This window comes from Paenibacillus sp. FSL W8-1187 (genome assembly GCF_037965485.1).
GTDB lineage: Bacteria > Bacillota > Bacilli > Paenibacillales > Paenibacillaceae > Paenibacillus_O > Paenibacillus_O pasadenensis.
Genome location: NZ_CP150181.1, coordinates 3174382 through 3190883, shown reverse-complemented (window position 1 = coordinate 3190883; position 16502 = coordinate 3174382). Strand labels below are relative to the sequence as shown.

At 66.8% G+C, this 16502-nt stretch carries 15 protein-coding genes and 1 riboswitch; of the genes, 11 read left to right on the top strand and 4 right to left on the bottom strand.

Features of this window, described 5'->3' with window-relative positions; genetic code table 11:
- Nucleotides 1-130: 130 nt before the first annotated feature.
- Nucleotides 131-238, top strand: a riboswitch (TPP riboswitch).
- A gap of 176 nt (nt 239-414) precedes the next feature.
- The 5 genes from NYE40_RS13895 to NYE40_RS13875 all read left to right on the top strand — a co-directional run bounded on the left by NYE40_RS13895 (nt 415) and on the right by NYE40_RS13875 (nt 4519).
- Nucleotides 415-1443 carry an ABC transporter substrate-binding protein gene (locus NYE40_RS13895; protein ID WP_028596853.1) on the top strand — a complete coding sequence of 343 codons (1029 nt, stop codon included), beginning with the start codon at nt 415-417 and terminating at the stop codon, nt 1441-1443.
- A 31-nt stretch (nt 1444-1474) separates the two neighbouring features.
- Entirely contained in the window at nt 1475-1777 is a 303-nt protein-coding gene (locus NYE40_RS13890) for an MTH1187 family thiamine-binding protein (protein ID WP_028596852.1), read from the top strand.
- Nucleotides 1767-2723: an ABC transporter permease gene (locus tag NYE40_RS13885; RefSeq protein WP_339278571.1), complete on the top strand. Its 957-nt coding sequence runs from the start codon at nt 1767-1769 to the stop codon at nt 2721-2723. The genes NYE40_RS13890 and NYE40_RS13885 overlap by 11 nt, the downstream gene beginning before the upstream one ends.
- Nucleotides 2720-3541 carry an ABC transporter ATP-binding protein gene (locus tag NYE40_RS13880; protein ID WP_052332826.1) on the top strand — a complete coding sequence of 274 codons (822 nt, stop codon included), beginning with the start codon at nt 2720-2722 and terminating at the stop codon, nt 3539-3541. The genes NYE40_RS13885 and NYE40_RS13880 overlap by 4 nt, the downstream gene beginning before the upstream one ends.
- Nucleotides 3542-3637: 96 nt before the next feature.
- Nucleotides 3638-4519 (top strand): TatD family hydrolase, encoded by an 882-nt coding sequence (locus tag NYE40_RS13875; RefSeq protein WP_084136422.1) that lies wholly within the window; start codon nt 3638-3640, stop codon nt 4517-4519.
- Between the two features lie 227 nt (nt 4520-4746).
- On the opposite strand, the gene NYE40_RS13870 is transcribed toward NYE40_RS13875, so the two are convergent.
- The gene (locus tag NYE40_RS13870) at nt 4747-5313 is read right to left on the bottom strand and encodes a TetR-like C-terminal domain-containing protein (RefSeq protein WP_028596848.1); all 567 of its coding nucleotides are present in this window, start codon (nt 5311-5313) and stop codon (nt 4747-4749) included.
- The gene (locus tag NYE40_RS13865; RefSeq protein WP_028596847.1) at nt 5294-6031 is read right to left on the bottom strand and encodes an MBL fold metallo-hydrolase; all 738 of its coding nucleotides are present in this window, start codon (nt 6029-6031) and stop codon (nt 5294-5296) included. The genes NYE40_RS13870 and NYE40_RS13865 overlap by 20 nt, the downstream gene beginning before the upstream one ends.
- A gap of 148 nt (nt 6032-6179) precedes the next feature.
- Between NYE40_RS13865 and NYE40_RS13860 the strand changes: the two genes are divergently transcribed.
- The 5 genes from NYE40_RS13860 (at nt 6180) to NYE40_RS13840 (ending at nt 13623) form a co-directional block, all read left to right on the top strand.
- Complete coding sequence (locus NYE40_RS13860) at nt 6180-7280, top strand: metallophosphoesterase (protein WP_028596846.1); 1101 nt, start codon at nt 6180-6182, stop codon at nt 7278-7280.
- A gap of 61 nt (nt 7281-7341) precedes the next feature.
- Nucleotides 7342-8925, top strand: coding sequence for a tRNA (N6-isopentenyl adenosine(37)-C2)-methylthiotransferase MiaB (gene miaB / locus NYE40_RS13855; RefSeq protein ID WP_153783753.1), 1584 nt, complete (start codon nt 7342-7344; stop codon nt 8923-8925).
- A 654-nt stretch (nt 8926-9579) separates the two neighbouring features.
- Nucleotides 9580-10914, top strand: a complete 1335-nt coding sequence (locus tag NYE40_RS13850) for a phosphodiester glycosidase family protein (RefSeq protein WP_228551545.1) — start codon at nt 9580-9582, stop codon at nt 10912-10914.
- Nucleotides 10915-11450: 536 nt separating this feature from the next.
- Complete coding sequence (locus NYE40_RS13845; RefSeq protein WP_028596843.1) at nt 11451-12902, top strand: amino acid ABC transporter substrate-binding protein/permease; 1452 nt, start codon at nt 11451-11453, stop codon at nt 12900-12902.
- Nucleotides 12895-13623 (top strand): amino acid ABC transporter ATP-binding protein, encoded by a 729-nt coding sequence (locus NYE40_RS13840; protein ID WP_339278570.1) that lies wholly within the window; start codon nt 12895-12897, stop codon nt 13621-13623. The genes NYE40_RS13845 and NYE40_RS13840 overlap by 8 nt, the downstream gene beginning before the upstream one ends.
- Before the next feature lie 154 nt (nt 13624-13777).
- Here NYE40_RS13840 and NYE40_RS13835 read toward each other — a convergent pair whose 3' ends face one another.
- Nucleotides 13778-14230, bottom strand: coding sequence for a NucA/NucB deoxyribonuclease domain-containing protein (locus NYE40_RS13835; RefSeq protein ID WP_339278569.1), 453 nt, complete (start codon nt 14228-14230; stop codon nt 13778-13780).
- 172 nt (nt 14231-14402) lie between these two features.
- On the opposite strand from NYE40_RS13835, the gene NYE40_RS13830 reads away from it, so the two are divergent.
- The gene (locus NYE40_RS13830; protein ID WP_339278568.1) at nt 14403-15206 is read left to right on the top strand and encodes a hypothetical protein; all 804 of its coding nucleotides are present in this window, start codon (nt 14403-14405) and stop codon (nt 15204-15206) included.
- A gap of 90 nt (nt 15207-15296) precedes the next feature.
- Here the strand turns inward: NYE40_RS13830 and NYE40_RS13825 are convergent, their stop codons facing one another.
- Nucleotides 15297-16358 carry a permease gene (locus NYE40_RS13825; RefSeq protein WP_153784746.1) on the bottom strand — a complete coding sequence of 354 codons (1062 nt, stop codon included), beginning with the start codon at nt 16356-16358 and terminating at the stop codon, nt 15297-15299.
- Nucleotides 16359-16502: the final 144 nt, after the last annotated feature.

Genomic DNA, 16502 nt, shown 5'->3' with positions numbered 1-16502 from the left:
CGGCGTCCGGCCGGGAGGGCGCTAACGGGCCTGCGGGCTTGCAGGCTTGCGGACTTGCCGCAATCCGGCCGCGTCCTTTTTCAATCCGGTTGCAATCGGCCCGAGCTCTGCTATAATGGCACTATTGACAACCGCATAGCTGGGGAGCTGGCGCACGCCGGCTGAGAGGGGAGAAGCATCCCGACCCGTACACCTGATCTGGATAATGCCAGCGTAGGAACCGTATGCAGCCGACTCGCCGCGGAGCAGCCCTTTCGGGAGCTTCCGTACGGCAAGTCTCGATCTGCGATCCATCACGACGTCTTCCTTGGGGAGACGTCTTTTTTTGTTCGGGCGGGATCGGCTGCGCGGATCGGACGGCGGACGGCGACGAAGGCGATGCGGGCATGAGAGAGAAGAAAGCAGGGGAGAGACATGGGGAGCAAGACAAGATGGACAAGCGGCATGCTGACGGCGGCGCTGGCGCTCGCGCTGGCCGCCTGCGGCGGCAGCGCCGAGCAGGAGAACGGCGGAGCGGCGGCGACGGACGCGCCGCTGCAAAAGGTGAAGGTCGTGCTCGACTGGACGCCGAATACGAACCATACCGGCCTTTATGTGGCGCGCGACAAGGGGTACTTCAAGGAGCAAGGGCTCGACGTCGAGATCGTGCAGCCGCCCGAAGGGACGGCCGCCGATACGCTCGTCGCCAAGGGCGAGGCGGAGTTCGGCATCGGCTATCAGGAAAACCTGACGCTCGCGCGCACGCAAGAGCTGCCGCTCGTCTCGGTCGCGGCGGTCATCCAGCACAATACGTCGGGCTTCGCCTCGCCGGCGGACAAGGGCATCAAGGAGCCCAAGGACTTCGAGGGCAAGACGTACGGCGGCTGGGGAGCGCCGGTCGAGCAGGAGGTGCTCGCCTCGCTCATGCAGGAGCAGCAGGCGGATGTCGGCCAGGTCAAGATCGTCAACATGGGCAACGCCGACTTCTTCACCGCCGTCAAGCGCGACATCGACTTCGCCTGGATCTTCTACGGATGGACGGGCGTCGAGGCGGAGCTGCGCGGCGAGCAGCTGAACATGGTCTATCTGACCGACTATAGCGACAAGCTCGACTACTATACGCCGCTGCTGCAGACGAGCGAAAAGCTGATCGCCGAGCGGCCGGAGCTCGTGCGCGCGTTCGTCGCCGGCGCGGCAGCCGGCTACGAGGACGCGATCCGCGATCCGGAAGGCGCGGCGGAAACGTTGATCGCGGCCGTGCCCGATCTGAACCCGGAGCTCGTGCGCGCCAGCCAGAAGTGGCTGAGCCCGAAATACCAGGATGACGCCGCCCGCTGGGGCGAGCAGAAGGCCGAGGTGTGGAACGGGTACGCCGACTGGATGGTCGAGCACGGCCTGATGGACGCCAAGCCGGACCTGGCGAAGGCGTTCACGAACGAGTTCCTGCCCGCAGACGGAAATTGATCCCTGTTTCGAACGAGAGGAGAGCATCGACATGGCCAACGCGCTGGTAAGCATCCAGATTTTGCCGACGACGCCGGGAGGAGAAAGCGTCCTGCCGTACGTCGACCGGGCGATCGACATCATCAAGGAGGCCGGCGTGCCTTATCGCGTCGCTCCGCTGGAGACGACGATGGAGGGCGACCTGCAGCAGCTGCTCGCGGTCGTCGCCCGCATGAGCGAGGCGCTGGCCGAGCTCGGCTGCCCGTCCGTCATCTCCCAGGTGAAAATCTACTACAATCCGGGCAGCGGAGCCTCGATGGACCGCCTGCTCGAAAAATATCCGGATGGCCGGTAGCGGCCATCGCGGGCCGGATCGGAACGAGGCGGACGGACGCGAAGCCGTCCGGCGCGACGCGGCAGCCGATGGCGCAGCGTCGGAGCGGGCCGGAGCGGCAGCCGATGGCGCCGCGTCGGAGCGGGCCGGAGCGGCGGCCAATGGCGCTAAGTCGGCGCGTGCGCGGGCCGGCGGCCGAACGCGCTTGCGGCTGAAGGCGGCGTGGCCGCCGCTCGCCGTGCTCGCGGCGCTGCTGCTGCTCTGGGAGGCGGCAGTGCGGCTGTGGGGCGTCGAGGCATGGCTCATGCCTTCGCCGGGCCGCATCCTGGCCGATGCGTGGGAAGCGCGGGAGCGGCTCGCCGGCCATGCCGGCGCGACGCTGAGCCTGACGCTGCTCGGCTTCGCGGGAGGATCGGCGGCGGGCTTCGCGCTCGCCGCCTTGCTGCATCTGCTGCCGCTCGTGCGCGCCGGCGTCTACCCGCTGCTCGTGCTGTCGCAAAACGTGCCGATCATCGCGCTCGGGCCGCTGCTCGTCATCTGGTTCGGCTTCGGGCTGCTGCCCAAGCTGCTGCTCGTCATGCTCGTCTGCTTCTTCCCCGTCTGCGTCGCGATGCTCGGCGGGCTGCGCGGCGCCGATCCGGCGCTGGAGCGCTATCTGCGCATGATCGGGGCCGGCCGCTGGCGGCGCTTCGCCAGCCTCGAGCTGCCGAGCTCCGCTCCGCATCTGTTCTCCGGGCTCAAGCTGGCGGCATCGTACAGCGTGACGAGCGCGGTCGTCGCCGAATGGATCGGCTCGGACCGCGGACTCGGCTATTTCATGCTGCTGTCGTCCAAAGGCTTCAAGACGTCGCTCGTGTTCGCGGGCGTCGCCATCGTCGTCGCGCTCAGCCTGCTGCTCGTCGCCGCCGTCGCGGGGGCGGAGCGGCTCGCGCTGCGCTGGCGCTCGGAGAGAGGGGGAGCGGCATGAACAGGAAGCGATCGAACGGAGCGTCGCCGTCCGCTCCCCTCGTGCTTGAGGTCGACCGGGTCGCGCTGTCCTATCCGCAGGCCGCGGGGCGGACGCAGGTGCTCGGCGGCGTCAGCCTGAGCGTGGGCGCGGGCGAGTTCGTGTCGCTGCTCGGCCCGTCCGGCAGCGGCAAGACGACGCTGCTCGGGCTCGTCGGCGGGCTGGAGCGGCCGGATTCAGGCCGCATCCTCGTCGCCGGCGAGCCTGCCGGCAGCCGCCCGGGCCTCGCGGCCTACATGCCGCAGCAGGCGGCGCTGCTGCCCTGGCGCACCGTGCAGGGCAACATCGAGCTGGCGCTGCGCATCGCCGGGCGCAGTCGGGAGGAGGCGCGGCGGCTGGCGCGCGAGGGGCTGGAGCGGCTCGGCCTGGAGCGTCATGCGCGCAGCTATCCGCAGGTGCTGTCCGGCGGCATGCAGCAGCGCGTCTCGTTCCTGCGCGCGCTGCTGTCGCCGCAGCCGCTCATGCTGCTCGACGAGCCGTTCGGCGCGCTCGACGCGCTGACGCGGCAGGAGATGCAGGAGTGGCTACTGTCGCTCTGGGAGCAGGACCGGCGCTCGGTGCTGCTCGTCACGCATTCGATCGAGGAGGCGCTGCTGCTGTCGGACCGCATCCTCGTGCTCTCGTCTGCACCGGCGACGATCGTGCGGGAGCTGGCCGTGCCGTTCGGGCGGCCGCGCCGGCGGCAGCTGTGGAGCGAGTCCGCGTTCGGCGAGCTCAAGGAGGAGCTGTACCAGGCGCTCCGCCGCGAGCGGGGCGGGTCCGGCGAAGGCCGGGCTTGACGGCTGACGCCGGGAAGCCAGCTGTGAGGGAGTACTAATTAGAAGCGCTCGGCGGAAGCCGGGCGCTTTTTGGAGCGGACGAGAGGAGCGGATTGAATGGAAGGCATCGGCAAGGAAGGACAAGCCCCCGGGCAGGCGAAGCAAGGACAAGCCGGCGGGCAGGCGGAGCGTGGAGCGGCGGCCGCGGCGCTGTACGACACGCATCTGCATCTGGAGCAATACGGCGAGCAGGAACGGGAGTCGATGCTGGAGGAGGCCAGGCGGGAGGGGGTGCGCGGCATCGTCGCCGTCTCGATGGATTTGGCGTCGAGCCGCCGCACCCGGGAGCTGGCGCTGCGCCATCCGGAGCTCGTGCTGCCGGCGTACGGCTGGCATCCGGAGCAGCCGCTGCTGCAGGATGGGGAGCTGGACGAGCTGATCGGCTGGATTCGGGAGCGGCATGCGGACGGCGAACGGTTCGCGATCGGGGAAGTCGGCCTGCCCTATTACACGCGATCCGAGGTGGAAAGCGCCGGGGGCTCGTTCGACGAGCGCGGCTATATCGGGACGCTGGACCGCTTCGCGGCGCTGGCGGCCGAGCTGGATCGGCCGCTCGTCCTGCATGCCGTCTACGAGGACGCCTTCAAGGCGGCGAAGCTGCTGCTCCGACATGGAGTACGCCGGGCGCATTTCCATTGGTACAAGGGAGATGCGGAAACGACGGGCGTTCTGGCGCAGGCCGGCTGGAGCGTGTCGGTGACGCCCGACGTGCTGTACGAGCCGGAAATCCGCGAGCTGGCGGCGAGCTATCCGCTCGGACAGCTGATGACCGAGACGGACGGCCCTTGGCCGTTCGAAGGTCCGTTCGCGGGGCAGCCGACGCATCCGCTCCTGGTGCGCGAGGCGGCGCGCGAAATCGCCCGCCTGCGCGGGCTCGGCGAGCGGGAGACGGCCGAGGCTCTGGCGGGCAATGCCCGCAGGCTGTACGGCCTGCGCTGAGCAGCGGCGGGACTGCATCAAACGGGACTGCATCAAGCGGGACCGCATACAATAGGAGGCCATCTTCAGCTCCCGCGCTGAAGATGCGGCAGAACGGCCGAATGAGGAGTAAAAACGGACTTGAACCCAGGCGCAGGAGGCCATGGGGTCAAGTCCGTTCTTTTGCAGAAAGCACAGCGGCCTGGAAATGGTTCTCCCCCGTCATCGCCGGCCTGTACTCTCCGCCTCTACTCCCCGCCGCCGCGGCTCAAGCCGTACAGGTACGCATGCAGCATGAAGCGGAAGCTGGCGTCCCGATCCTGCGGCATCCCGAAGGCGCCGATCCGCTCCAGCGAGACGAAGCCGTGCAGCAGGCTGCGGATGCCGCGCACGGCGTGGATCAACTCGTCCTCCGCCAATCCGTAGCCGGACAAGATGCGGATTATGAGCTGGACGAGCCGATCGGCGGCGGCCTGCAGGTCGGCATCGTCCGGCTCGGGAGCCCGCTGGATCGCCTCGTACTGGCCCGGATAGGCACGCGCGAACGCAAGATAGGCGAGTGAAATGGCGGATGCGGCGTCTTCGTTCGCTCTCGATGCGGCCGCTTCCAGCGTTGCCGTCAGCCGCTCGACCGCGCGGATGGCGAGCAGGCGGCGCAGCTCCGGCAGCCCGGAGACGTGATTGTACAGGGAAGGCGAGCGGACGCCAAGCTTAAGCGCGAGCGCGTTCAGCGCCAGCGCCTCGAAGCCGCGCTCGTCGGCCAGCTCCGCGGCAGCGGCGAGCAGCGTATCCCGATCAAGCCCGATGCGCGGCATCGCCGAAGCCTCCTTCGAGCGCCGCGGCGGCGGCGCGGATCGCTTTTTCGAGCGCTGCCTCCGGCCGCTCCAGCATGCGGCCGTGCCCGGCGGCCAGCAGCGACGGACCGAGCTTCGCCAGCCTGCGGGCGGATGCGAGCGCGGTCGCGGCATTCCAGGTCGCCATCCCGGGGAATGGGAAGCGCCACTGCACCTGGCCGCTGACGGCGAACCCGCCTCGCACCTGAAAAGCGTCGCCGCAGACGAGCGCTTTGCTGCGCGTATCGAAAAAGGCCATCGAGCCCGGCGTATGGCCCGGAGCCGCAACGGCGAGCAGCGATCCGATTCGGTCGCCGTCTTGCAGCAGGACATCGGGACGCGTGCGCAGCTTGCGCGGCACGTCGCCGCGGATCGGGGACGGGGGCTCGTTCGGATCGAGCGAGCGGTCGCCGTCCAGCAGGCGCGCGTCCCGCGCCGACAAGTGCACCGGAACGTCCGGCAGCGCGGCCTTGAGCGCGTCGAGCGCTCCGACATGGTCGCCGTGGGCATGCGTCAGGACGATGCGCGCGATCGGCTGGCCGAGCGCGCGGGCGGCGTCCAAAATGGCTTTGGCGCTGTAGGGCAAGGCGGCGTCGATCAGCGTCAGGCCGTCCTCCTCCTCGACCAGATAGGCGTTGACAGGAAACAAGCGCGGCAGGAAAGCCAGCTGAACGATGCCGTTCGAGCGGGTCATTTTCATGGGAAAAACCTCCGTTTCGGGGTTTGCTAATCCGATTAGCTTTACTTTAACTAATTGTATTAGTTTTTGCAAGCCCGTTTTTTGACCGCGCCTCCGCCGATCCTGTACGATAGATGGAGAACATGCGATCAAAGGAGAGCTGCAGCTGGTGCACATCATGCTTGGAATCGTTTTTCTGCTTCTTTACGGAGGGCTGGTCTGGTATGTCGGCTGGAGCGGCTGGCGCTGGCTGAGGCCGGCCGCGGCCGCCTGGTTCCGCGTCCTTTACATCGCCGGACTGTCGTTTCTGGCGCTGTCGTTTTTTCTCGGGCGCTTTTTCCCCGAACAAGCTCTGATCAGCCGCATCGGCTCGTACTGGCTCGCGCTGTTCGCGCTGCTGCTCATGGTGCTGCCGGTCGCGCAGCTGCTGCTGCTTCTGCTGAGGCTTACGCGGATTCCCCGCCATCGGGCGGAAAAATGGGGCGGAGCGCTCACGCTGGCCGTGCTGCTCGGCCTGCTCGCCTTCGGCTCGTACCAAGCGTACAGCCCGGTCGTCCGCACCTATGAGGTGCGCGTCGACAAGCCGGCGGGAGGGCTCGAGGAGCTGAACGTCGTCATGGCGGCGGACATGCATTTCGGCTTGCTTTCCGGTCCGGCCCACGCCGAGCGTCTCGTGCGGGAGATCGAGAAGCTGCAGCCGGATCTCGTGCTGTTCCCGGGAGACATCATCGACGACGATCTCGAGCTGTACGAGAGCAGCGGCATCGGCGAGATCCTCGCCAGGATCCAAGCTCCGTACGGCGTCTATGCGACGCTCGGCAACCATGACAAGTTCGACGGCCCGACGGAGCGCATCATCGAGTCGCTCGAAGCGAGCGGCATGCAGGTGCTGTACGACGAGGTCGTGACGATCGAGGACAAGCTGACGCTGATCGGCCGCAAGGACCGCACCGAGCAGGACCGGGCGCCGCTCGCGGAGCTGGCCGCGCAGGCCGATCCGTCGAAGCCGCTCCTCCTGCTGGATCACCAGCCGTACGAGCTGGACATCGCCGCGCGCAGCGGCATCGACCTGATGGTGTCGGGCCATACGCATCGCGGCCAGATTGCTCCGGGCCATCTGATCACGGGCGCGATCTACGAGAACGACTGGGGCGTGCTGCGCAAGGAGCAGATGACGTCCGTCGTCACCTCGGGCTTCGGCTTCTGGGGACCGCCGATCCGCCTGGGCAGCCGCTCCGAGGTCGTGCAGCTGCGCCTCGTCTTTTCCTGATCGCCGCTCGCAGAGAAGCTCTGCCGGCGAATGCTTGATTTCCAGAAGGGAGAACTGAACCATGGAACGCGACAGCTCGAATCGATCCGGCGCGACGGCCGGAGAAGCGAAGGACTATGCCAAGTATTTTGACTTTTCGACCGCCAAGATCATCCGGGAAGAAGACGGAAAGACAGCCTATCGGATCAACGGGCGCACGATCCAGGTCAGCAGCGCTCCTTCGCATCGCGACGAGAAGAAGCGCGGCAAGCAGGAGGTCGAGGTGCACCGCGGCTTCGGCATCCCGGAAGACATGGCCGGCTTCGGCCGCGGCAAGAGCTATCATATCCGCACCTACGGCTGCCAGATGAACGAGCACGACACCGAGGTCATGCGCGGCATGTTCGAGGCGATGGGCTACGAGCAGGCGGACGAGTATGCGCAGGCGGACGTCATCCTGCTCAACACCTGCGCGATCCGCGAGAACGCCGAGGACAAAGTGTTCGGCGAGCTCGGCCACTTGAAGAAGCTCAAGACCGAGCGGCCCGGGCTGCTGCTCGGCGTCTGCGGCTGCATGTCGCAGGAGGAGACGGTCGTCAGCCGCATCCTGCAGAAGCATGCGTTCGTCGACCTCGTCTTCGGCACGCACAACATCCACCGGCTGCCCGAGCTGCTGCGGGATGCGGCGCATAGCCGCGAGCTCGTCGTGGAGGTCTGGTCCAAGGAAGGCGACATCATCGAGAACCTGCCCAAGAAGCGGGAAGGGCTGCGCGCTTGGGTGAACATCATGTACGGCTGCGACAAGTTCTGCACGTACTGCATCGTCCCCTATACCCGGGGCAAGGAGCGCAGCCGCCGGCCCGAGGACGTGCTGGCCGAGGTGCGCGAGCTGGCTCGCCAGGGCTTCCAGGAGATTACGCTGCTCGGGCAGAACGTCAACGCCTACGGCAAGGATTTCGAGGACCGGACGTACCGCTTCGGCGACCTCATGCACGACATCTCGCGGATCGCGGTGCCGCGCGTCCGCTTCACGACCTCGCATCCGCGCGATTTCGACGACCGGCTCATACAGGTGCTCGCCCAAGGCGGCAATCTGGCGGAGCATATCCATTTGCCGGTGCAGTCCGGCAGCACCGAGGTGCTGAAGCGGATGAGCCGCAAGTATACGCGCGAGTCCTACTTGGAGCTCGTGCGCAAGATCAAGGCGGCCATCCCGGGCGCGTCGCTGACGAGCGACATCATCGTCGGCTTCCCCGGCGAGACGGACGAGCAGTTCGAAGAGACGATGTCGCTCGTGCGCGAGGTCCGCTTCGATTCCGCTTATACGTTCATCTACTCTCCGCGCACCGGCACGCCGGCGGCGGGGATGGAGGACAACGTGCCGGAAGCGGTCAAAAAAGAACGTCTCCGCCGGCTCAATGACCTGCTGGCCGTCCTCGGGCGCGAGGCGAACGAGGCGATGGTCGGGCAGACGGTCGAGGTGCTCGTCGAGGGCGAGAGCAAGACCCGCTCGGACGTCCTCTCCGGCCGCACGCGCACGAACAAGCTGGTCCATCTGGACGGTCCGCGCTCGCTGATCGGCCGGCTCGTCCAGGTCAAGGTGACCGAGGCGCATAGCTGGCATGTCCGCGGCGAGCTGGTCGGCGACGCGGCGGAAGCGGTCTGATCCGCGTCCTGGAGGTCTTGCCGAGTTGGCGGCGGGGAAAAGTTGGGGCGAAGTCCTCTTCCGCGTAATTTTAATCCGCGGAAGAGGGCTTTTTTGCTCGTTGCAGCCGGCCGATGGGAGGGGGACGGCCGGCTTCGGCCGAGCGGCCGGGATTATGAGGATCCGGGGCAGGAATGTGCCTTGGATGGGGCCGAGCGGCCGGGATTTTGCGGATCCAAGGCAGAAATGTGCCTTGGATGGGGCCGAGCGGCCGGAATTTGAGGATCCAAGGCAGAAATGTGCCTTGGATTGGGCCGAGCGGCGGGGATTATGAGGATCCAAGGCAGAAATGTGCCTTGGATGGGGCCGGGCGGCCGGGATTTGAGGATCCAAGGCAGAAATGTGCCTTGGATGGGGCTGGGCGGCCCCGGGATTGGCGGAACCAAGGCAGAAATGTGCCTTGGATTCGGATGGGCGGCCGGAATTTGGGGATCCAGGGCAGAAATGTGCCTTGGATTGGGCCGAGCGGCATTCGGCTCGGCCTGCGATAAGCGAGCAGGCGAGCCGGACGCCGCCGCATCGCCGCAAGCTAACGTCGACGGAGGCAGCGGCCGATATCGTTAGGATGCATGCCATTCCACGATTTCACGATGTCGAGAAGGAGCTTGGACCGAAATGAACCGATTATCCAGTAAGGCGCATAGCGCCGCCAGTAAGGCGCATGGCGCCGCCAGTAAGGCGCATGGCGCCGCCAGTAAGGCGCATGGCGCCGCCAGTAAGGCGCATGGCGCCGCCAGCAAGGCGCATGGCGCCGCCAGCAAGGCGCATGGCGCCGCCAGCAAGGCGCATAGCGCCGCCAGCAAGGCGCATAGCGCCGCTAAAATGATCGCCGCCGCGGTCGCCGCGAGCATGTTGCCCGCCCTCGTCCTGGGCGCGGCGCCTGCCGCCGCCGCCGAAAAAACATTCGCTTACGCCGAAGAAGGCTCCAGCTATGTGCCGCTGCGCGCGGTCAAGCAGCTGCCCGGCCTGAGCGTCGCTTGGGACGCGGCGTCAAAGACGGCGTCGATCGCGGAGCAGGAGAGGAGCGCGACCGTCACGATCGGCTCGAAGACGGCCCGCTCCGGCGGTGAGAGCTTCGCGCTGGCGCGTGCGCCTTTCCTCGACGGAGGAACGGCCTATGTGCCGGTGCGGCTGCTGATCGACCGGTTCGGCGTGAGCGTGAAGCAGGAGCCGTCCTCCGGCTCGATCGTGCTCGGCAAAGGGGAAGCGCAGCTGCGCGTGCCCGTCGCTCCGCGCGGCTCGGTCAGTCTCGCCCGCAAGCCGGTTAAGGTCGAGAGCCGGACGATCCGGGCAGCCGGCCGCAGCTTCTCCGTCCAGCTGGCGACCGTGTCGCTGCTCGACCCGCGGGTCGATCTGGAGGTAGCGGCGGCCAAGGACAAAATCGGCAGCACCGAGGAGCTCGCCTCCATCGCGCGGCGCGGCGGAGCGCTGCTCGCCGTGAACGGCACGTTTTTCGACGCCTACACCGACGGCGCCGTCAAAAACCCGTACGGCTATCTGTTCAACGGCGGCAGCATGCTGTACAAGAGCAGCGGCGACAAAAAGACGGTGTTCACCTACGACGCCAACCATCTAGCCGAGCTGCTGCCGGGCCTCGACTTCGCGGAGCGGATCGGCGAGGACATTGACGGCGCGCTCCAGGCCGGTCCGCGTCTGCTCGTGAACGGCGAGACGAAGCTCGATCCGAAGACGGAAGGCTTCCGCGATCCGAAAATCCTGACGGGCGGCGGGGCGCGCAGCGCGCTCGGCCTGACGAAGGACCACGAGCTGCTGCTGCTCACCGTCGGCGGCGCGACGATTCCGCAGCTCGCCTCGATCATGAAGGCGGCGGGCGCTTGGCAGGCGATGAACCTCGACGGCGGCGCATCGAGCGGCCTTTATTACAACGGCAGCTACCTCACCCGCCCGGGACGCCTGCTCAGCAACGCGCTGCTCGTACGAGTCCGTTAGGCGGCCTCGCCTGGCTCGATCCCACACTCGCTGCACGCGCAGGTCCGCTAGGCGGCCTCGCCTGGCTCGATCCCACACTCGCTGCACGCGCAGATCCGCTAGGCGGCCTCGCCATGAACGATCCCGCACTCGCTGCACGCGCAGGTCCGCTAGGCGGCCTCGCCTGGCTCGATCCCGCACTCGCTGCACGCGCAGGTCCGCTAGGCGGCCTCGCCTGGCTCGATCCCGCACTCGCTGCACGCGCAGGTTCGCTAGGCGGCCTCGCCATGCCAGACCGCTCCTCCGCCTACTGAGCGCTGCTCGTGCGGGTCTGCCGCTAGGCGGCCTCGCCATGCCCCACTGCTCCGCCTCCTGAGCGCGGCTGGACTTGCAAGTCAGGGATTTCTGCCCGGCATCACGCCGGACGGGAATCCCTTTTTTCGATCTGGATATTCTAATCGAACAACCGCCTCCGCCATCGAATGGAGCTCGGCCTGTTACGAAAGTCCTTTTGGTGGGTAACAAACATCGGAGTTGACACATCAAGGGAGGTCACTATGAGAACGATTCGCGCGCTTGGGCTGGCATGGCTGCTCCTGATCCTGACGGTGACGGGCGCGGCCGGATGGACTGGAACCGCTTCGGCGTCGGAGCCGGCCGCCGGCAAGGTGTATCAGATCGGAACGGACGTCACGTTCGCGCCGTTCGAGTTCCAGGATGCGAGCGGCAAGTTCGTCGGCATCGACATGGATCTGATGGAGGCGATCGCCCGCGATCAAGGCTTCCGCTACGAGATCAAGCCGCTCGGCTTCAATGCCGCCGTGCAGGCGCTGGAGTCCGGCCAGGTGGACGGCGTCATCGCCGGCATGAGCATCACGGACGAGCGCAAGCTCAAGTTCGATTTTTCGGAGCCGTACTTCGACTCCGGCGTCATCATGGCGGTGCGCGAGAACGACAGCCAGACGCGGACGTACGAGGATCTGCGGGGCAAGAAGGTCGCCGTCAAGACCGGAACCGAGGGCTACCGCTACGCGGAGTCGATCGCCGGCGAGTACGGCTTCACGATCGTGCCGTTCGACGACTCGGCGCAGATGTACGACGATGTCAAAGGCGGCAATTCGGTCGCGTGCTTCGACGATTTTCCGGTCATCGCCTACGGCATCCAGCAGGGCAACGGGCTGCAGCTGACTGACGAGGAGAAGGTGGCCGGAGCTTCCTACGGCTTCGCCGTGCGCAAGGGGCAGAACGCCGAGCTGCTGCGCATGTTCAACGACGGCCTCGCCAACCTGAAAAACAGCGGCGAGCATGCCCGCATTCAGGAAGCCTATCTGGGCGAGGGCGCGCAGCAGGCGAGCGGAGGCGGCTGGAACCTGATCACCGAGTCGCTGCCGTACTTGCTCGAAGGGCTGGGCAAAACGCTGCTGTATACGATCGTCTCGCTGTTTTTCGCCTTCCTGCTCGGCTTGCTGTTCGCCTTCATGAAGGTCGGCGGCAGCCGCTTCCTGCGAGGCGTGGCGACGGTGTATGTCGATGTGTTCCGCGGCATCCCGCTCATCGTGCTGGCCTTCTTCATCTACTTCGGCATCCCGCAGGCGTTCGGCTTCACGATGCCGCTGTTCCTGGCGGCGATCCTGACGCTCAGCCTCAACGCCGGCGCGTACGTGACCGAGATCATCCGCGGCGGCATCCAGTCGATCGACCGCGGCCAGATGGAGGCGGCGCGCTCGCTCGGCCTGCCTTACGGCAAGGCGATGCGCAAGATCATCCTGCCGCAGGCGATCCGCGTCATGGTGCCGTCTTTCATCAACCAGATGGTCATCACGCTCAAGGATACGTCGATCCTGTCGGTTATCGGCCTCGTCGAGCTGACCCAGTCCGGCAAGATCATCATCGCCCGCACGTTCGAGTCGTTCACGATCTGGACGACGGTCATGGTGCTCTACCTGATCGTCATCATCGCGCTGACGAAGCTGGCGGAACGCATGGAAAGGAAGGTGCGCCATGGGTAAGATCCGCGTCGAGGGGCTGAAGAAGAGCTTCGGCTCGAACGAGGTGCTGAAAGGAATCGACCTGCAAGTGCAGCCCGGCGAGGTCGTCTGCGTCATCGGACCGTCCGGCTCCGGCAAAAGCACGCTGCTGCGCTGCATGAACCGGCTGGAGGACATCACCGCCGGCAGCGTCGTCGTCGACGACGTCGACATCAACGCCAAGGATACGGACATCAACAAGGTGCGCGAGAACATCGGCATGGTGTTCCAGCATTTCAACCTATTCCCGCACTTCAGCGTGGTCCGCAACATCGCCTTCGCTCCGACGGAGCTCGGCAAGCTGGACGAGGCGGCGGCCCGGCAGACCGCGCTGCGGCTGCTCGAGCGGGTCGGGCTCTCCGACAAGGCGGACGCTTACCCGGCGCAGCTGTCCGGCGGCCAGAAGCAGCGCGTGGCGATCGCCCGGGCGCTGGCGATGAACCCCGACATCATGCTGTTCGACGAGCCGACGTCGGCGCTCGATCCGGAGATGGTCGGCGAGGTGCTCGGCGTCATGAAGAGCCTGGCGAGCGAGGGCATGACGATGATGGTCGTGACGCATGAGATGGGCTTCGCCCGCGAGGTTGCCGACCGGGTCATCTTCATGGACGGCGGCTGCATCGTCGAGGAAGGCCCGCCGGAGGAGCTGTTCGGACGGCCGCGCCAGGAGCGGACGATCAGTTTCCTTGAAAAGGTGCTGTAAAACGAGGCTTCAGCGGCAAAAAGCCCGCTTCATCCGACATATCGGATGAAGCGGGCTTTTTGCATTTGGACCGGCGGAAGCAGATTGCTCGAGCTGCGCCGGAGCGTCGCGGCCGGCGCCGGATGCGGCTCGATCCGGGCCGCGGCGCCATGGGTCAAGGCACGACGAAGCGGATGCGCGTCCCGTCCTCGTAGCCCCGCAGCTGGTTGCCGATCCAGGAGCCGGCGCCGCGGTTGTCGGAGGACTTGACGTAGGCGACATCCGCGCCGGCTCCGCCTTCGCGGCACATCGCCATCGGCCACTCGTCCCGGTCGAATTTCTTGCGCGTCGGGATGCCCTGGAGCGACTCGCGGCGGTTGGCGTCCGCTCCGTCCCGGTCGATCGTGCAGATGGCCGAGGCGCCGGCGGCGATCGCGGCTCGGATATGCTCGGCCGTATCGGGATACCGCTCGGACGGGAAATAAATCGTCGCGTCATGGCCGGAGGGCGCTGCGGATGGCTGCGGCAGCTTGAGCTCGAACGAGCAGCCGCCGAGCAGCGCCGCCAGCAGCAGCGCGGCGAGCAGGGAGAAGAGCAGGCGAAGCGGTCGTCTGTCGGTGCGGGTCATGGTCGTCCTCCTGGTCGGTTCTCTCCTGTGCGGAGCTTGTCTCCAGTATAACAGGGAACGTACGTTTGGGAAGACCAGGAACTGGAAAGGACGCCGGCCGCTTCTAGCCCCGCCTCAAGGTTCATACAGATGAGAGATGGACTTCGCTCACCGGGCCAGAGGAGGGAATGGGATGCGAAAAAGGATTGCCGCCCCGAGACGGACAGCCGCCGACGCGGGACAAGCCGCAGACGGACGGCTGCCGGAGCATCGGCGCGGCATGGCTGTCCGCGCTGCCGTAAAAGGGCTGATCGCCGCCGCGGCGGGCTTGCTGCTTTGGCTCGCCCTCGGCTGCGGATCGGCCGGGATGGCGGGGACGGCGAAAGCGGCCGGCGCCGATCCGATCCGGCAGACGACCCAGGCTGTAGCCGTGCAGCAAGCGCCGGCTCCGGATTCGGCTCCCGCCAGCCATGGTATGAGTCACGGCGGTGGAACGGCGGGCGGCGGGCTGCAGGCGCCGCTGCATGGCTGGCCGCTCGCGGCGGCCGTGTTCGAAATCTTGGCGCTGCTGCTGATCGGCGCCTTGACGCTCCGCCAGATGCTGCGGCTGCGATACATGGAGCGGCCGGCCGAGATGCCGCTCATGATGTGCTGCATGGGCTTTTCGATGGCGGCCGGACTGGCCGGCGGCACGATCCTGTCGGTGCTGCTCGGCCAGTTCACGCTTCCTGCGATCGGCGCGGGAGCTGCCGCAGCCTGGGCCGGCTATGCGGCGGGCAGCCGCCACGGAGCCGCGCCGGCGCTGGAAGGTCTGCTCGGCGGAGCGATGGGCGGCCTAATGGGGCCGATGTTCGGCTATATGGCGCTGCCGGAGCATCCTTTTGCATCAGTGCTGTTCGCCCTCGCGCTGTTCATCGTCGTCGTGCGGCTGCTCGGCCGCCTCGCTCGGGAGAACCGCAGCGAAGCGGCCGCCTGCCTGGAGCCGGACGGCTGCTGAGTGGCGGGATGGCCTGATCCCTACTCGAAATAAAAAAGACGGAAGCTTCCGGCCGCAGCCGGGCTTCCGTCTTTTTTTACATGCAGCCGATTAGAACAGGAACGCGCCGATCAGCCCGCTCAAGAGGCCGGACGCGACGACGGAGCCGAACACGAGCCAGAGCACGCGCGCCGGGAAGGCGCGGCGCAGCATGAGCAGCGAGGGCAGGCTGACCGTCGGCAGCGTGACGAGCAGGGCGCCGGCGGCCGCGCCGCCGTAGCCGAGCGACAGGAACGACTGTACGATCGGAATTTCCGCCGCCGTCGGAATGACGAACAGCGTGCCCGCGATCGCGAACAGGATCAGCGCCAGCACCGTCGTGCCGGCTCCTTCGCCGAGCGTCGGGAACAGCCAGGCGCGCGCGGCGCCGAGCAGCAGCACGGCGAGGATGTACGCCGGGATGACGTTCAGCAGCATCGTGCCGAGGCTGCGTCCCCAGCGGACGAGGAACGGCCGGTCGTCCGCCTGGGCTGGAGCGAGCGCCTCGGCCGGCAGCTTGTCCTCGGAGACGGACGCGTCTCCCGCGAAGCGGTTCGCCAAGTAGCTGACGCCGAACGTGATCGCCAGGCCGAAGGCTAGGCGCAGCAGCGTGAAGTCCCAGCCGAGCACGAAGAACATGAAGATCAGCGTCGCCGGATTGAGCAGCGGATTGCCGAGCCAGAACGCGAGCGCGGCTCCGACGGAGACGTTTTTCTTGCGCAGGCCGGCGGCGATCGGCGCGGCGCAGCAGGAGCACATCATGCCGGGCAGCGAGGCGACGCCGCCCCATACGGTGCTGCGGAACGTGCGCTGGCCGAGCACGCGCATAAGCCAGTTCGCGGGCAGCAGCACCTGCACGAGCGAGCCGAGCAGGATGCCGAATACGGCGGCTTTCCATACGGCTTTATAGTAGACGACGGCATAGTCCCATGCGGACTGCCAGGAAGGATTCGGAATCGCTTCCTGGCCGCCGGTCAGGATCGAGCTGCCGATCGTATGCTCGGTGATCGCCTTGATCGCCTTGCCGTAGTAGGGCCACCACTTGATGTAGGTCAGGCCGGTGGCGGCGATGAGGATGAACAGGACGGCGAGCCACAGCGCTTTGCGGCCGTCGTTCTGCTGCCCGGAGGGCATGGGGGAAGAAGGGCTCAAGACGGAATAACCTCCTAGAATGGTGTCAGATGCTCGACTATTATAGCACAGCGCTCCGAAAGCGGAAGCGGAAGCGAAGCGCCAGGCGGCGGCCGGCCGGAGTTGGAGCCGGACCGAGCTTGTCGT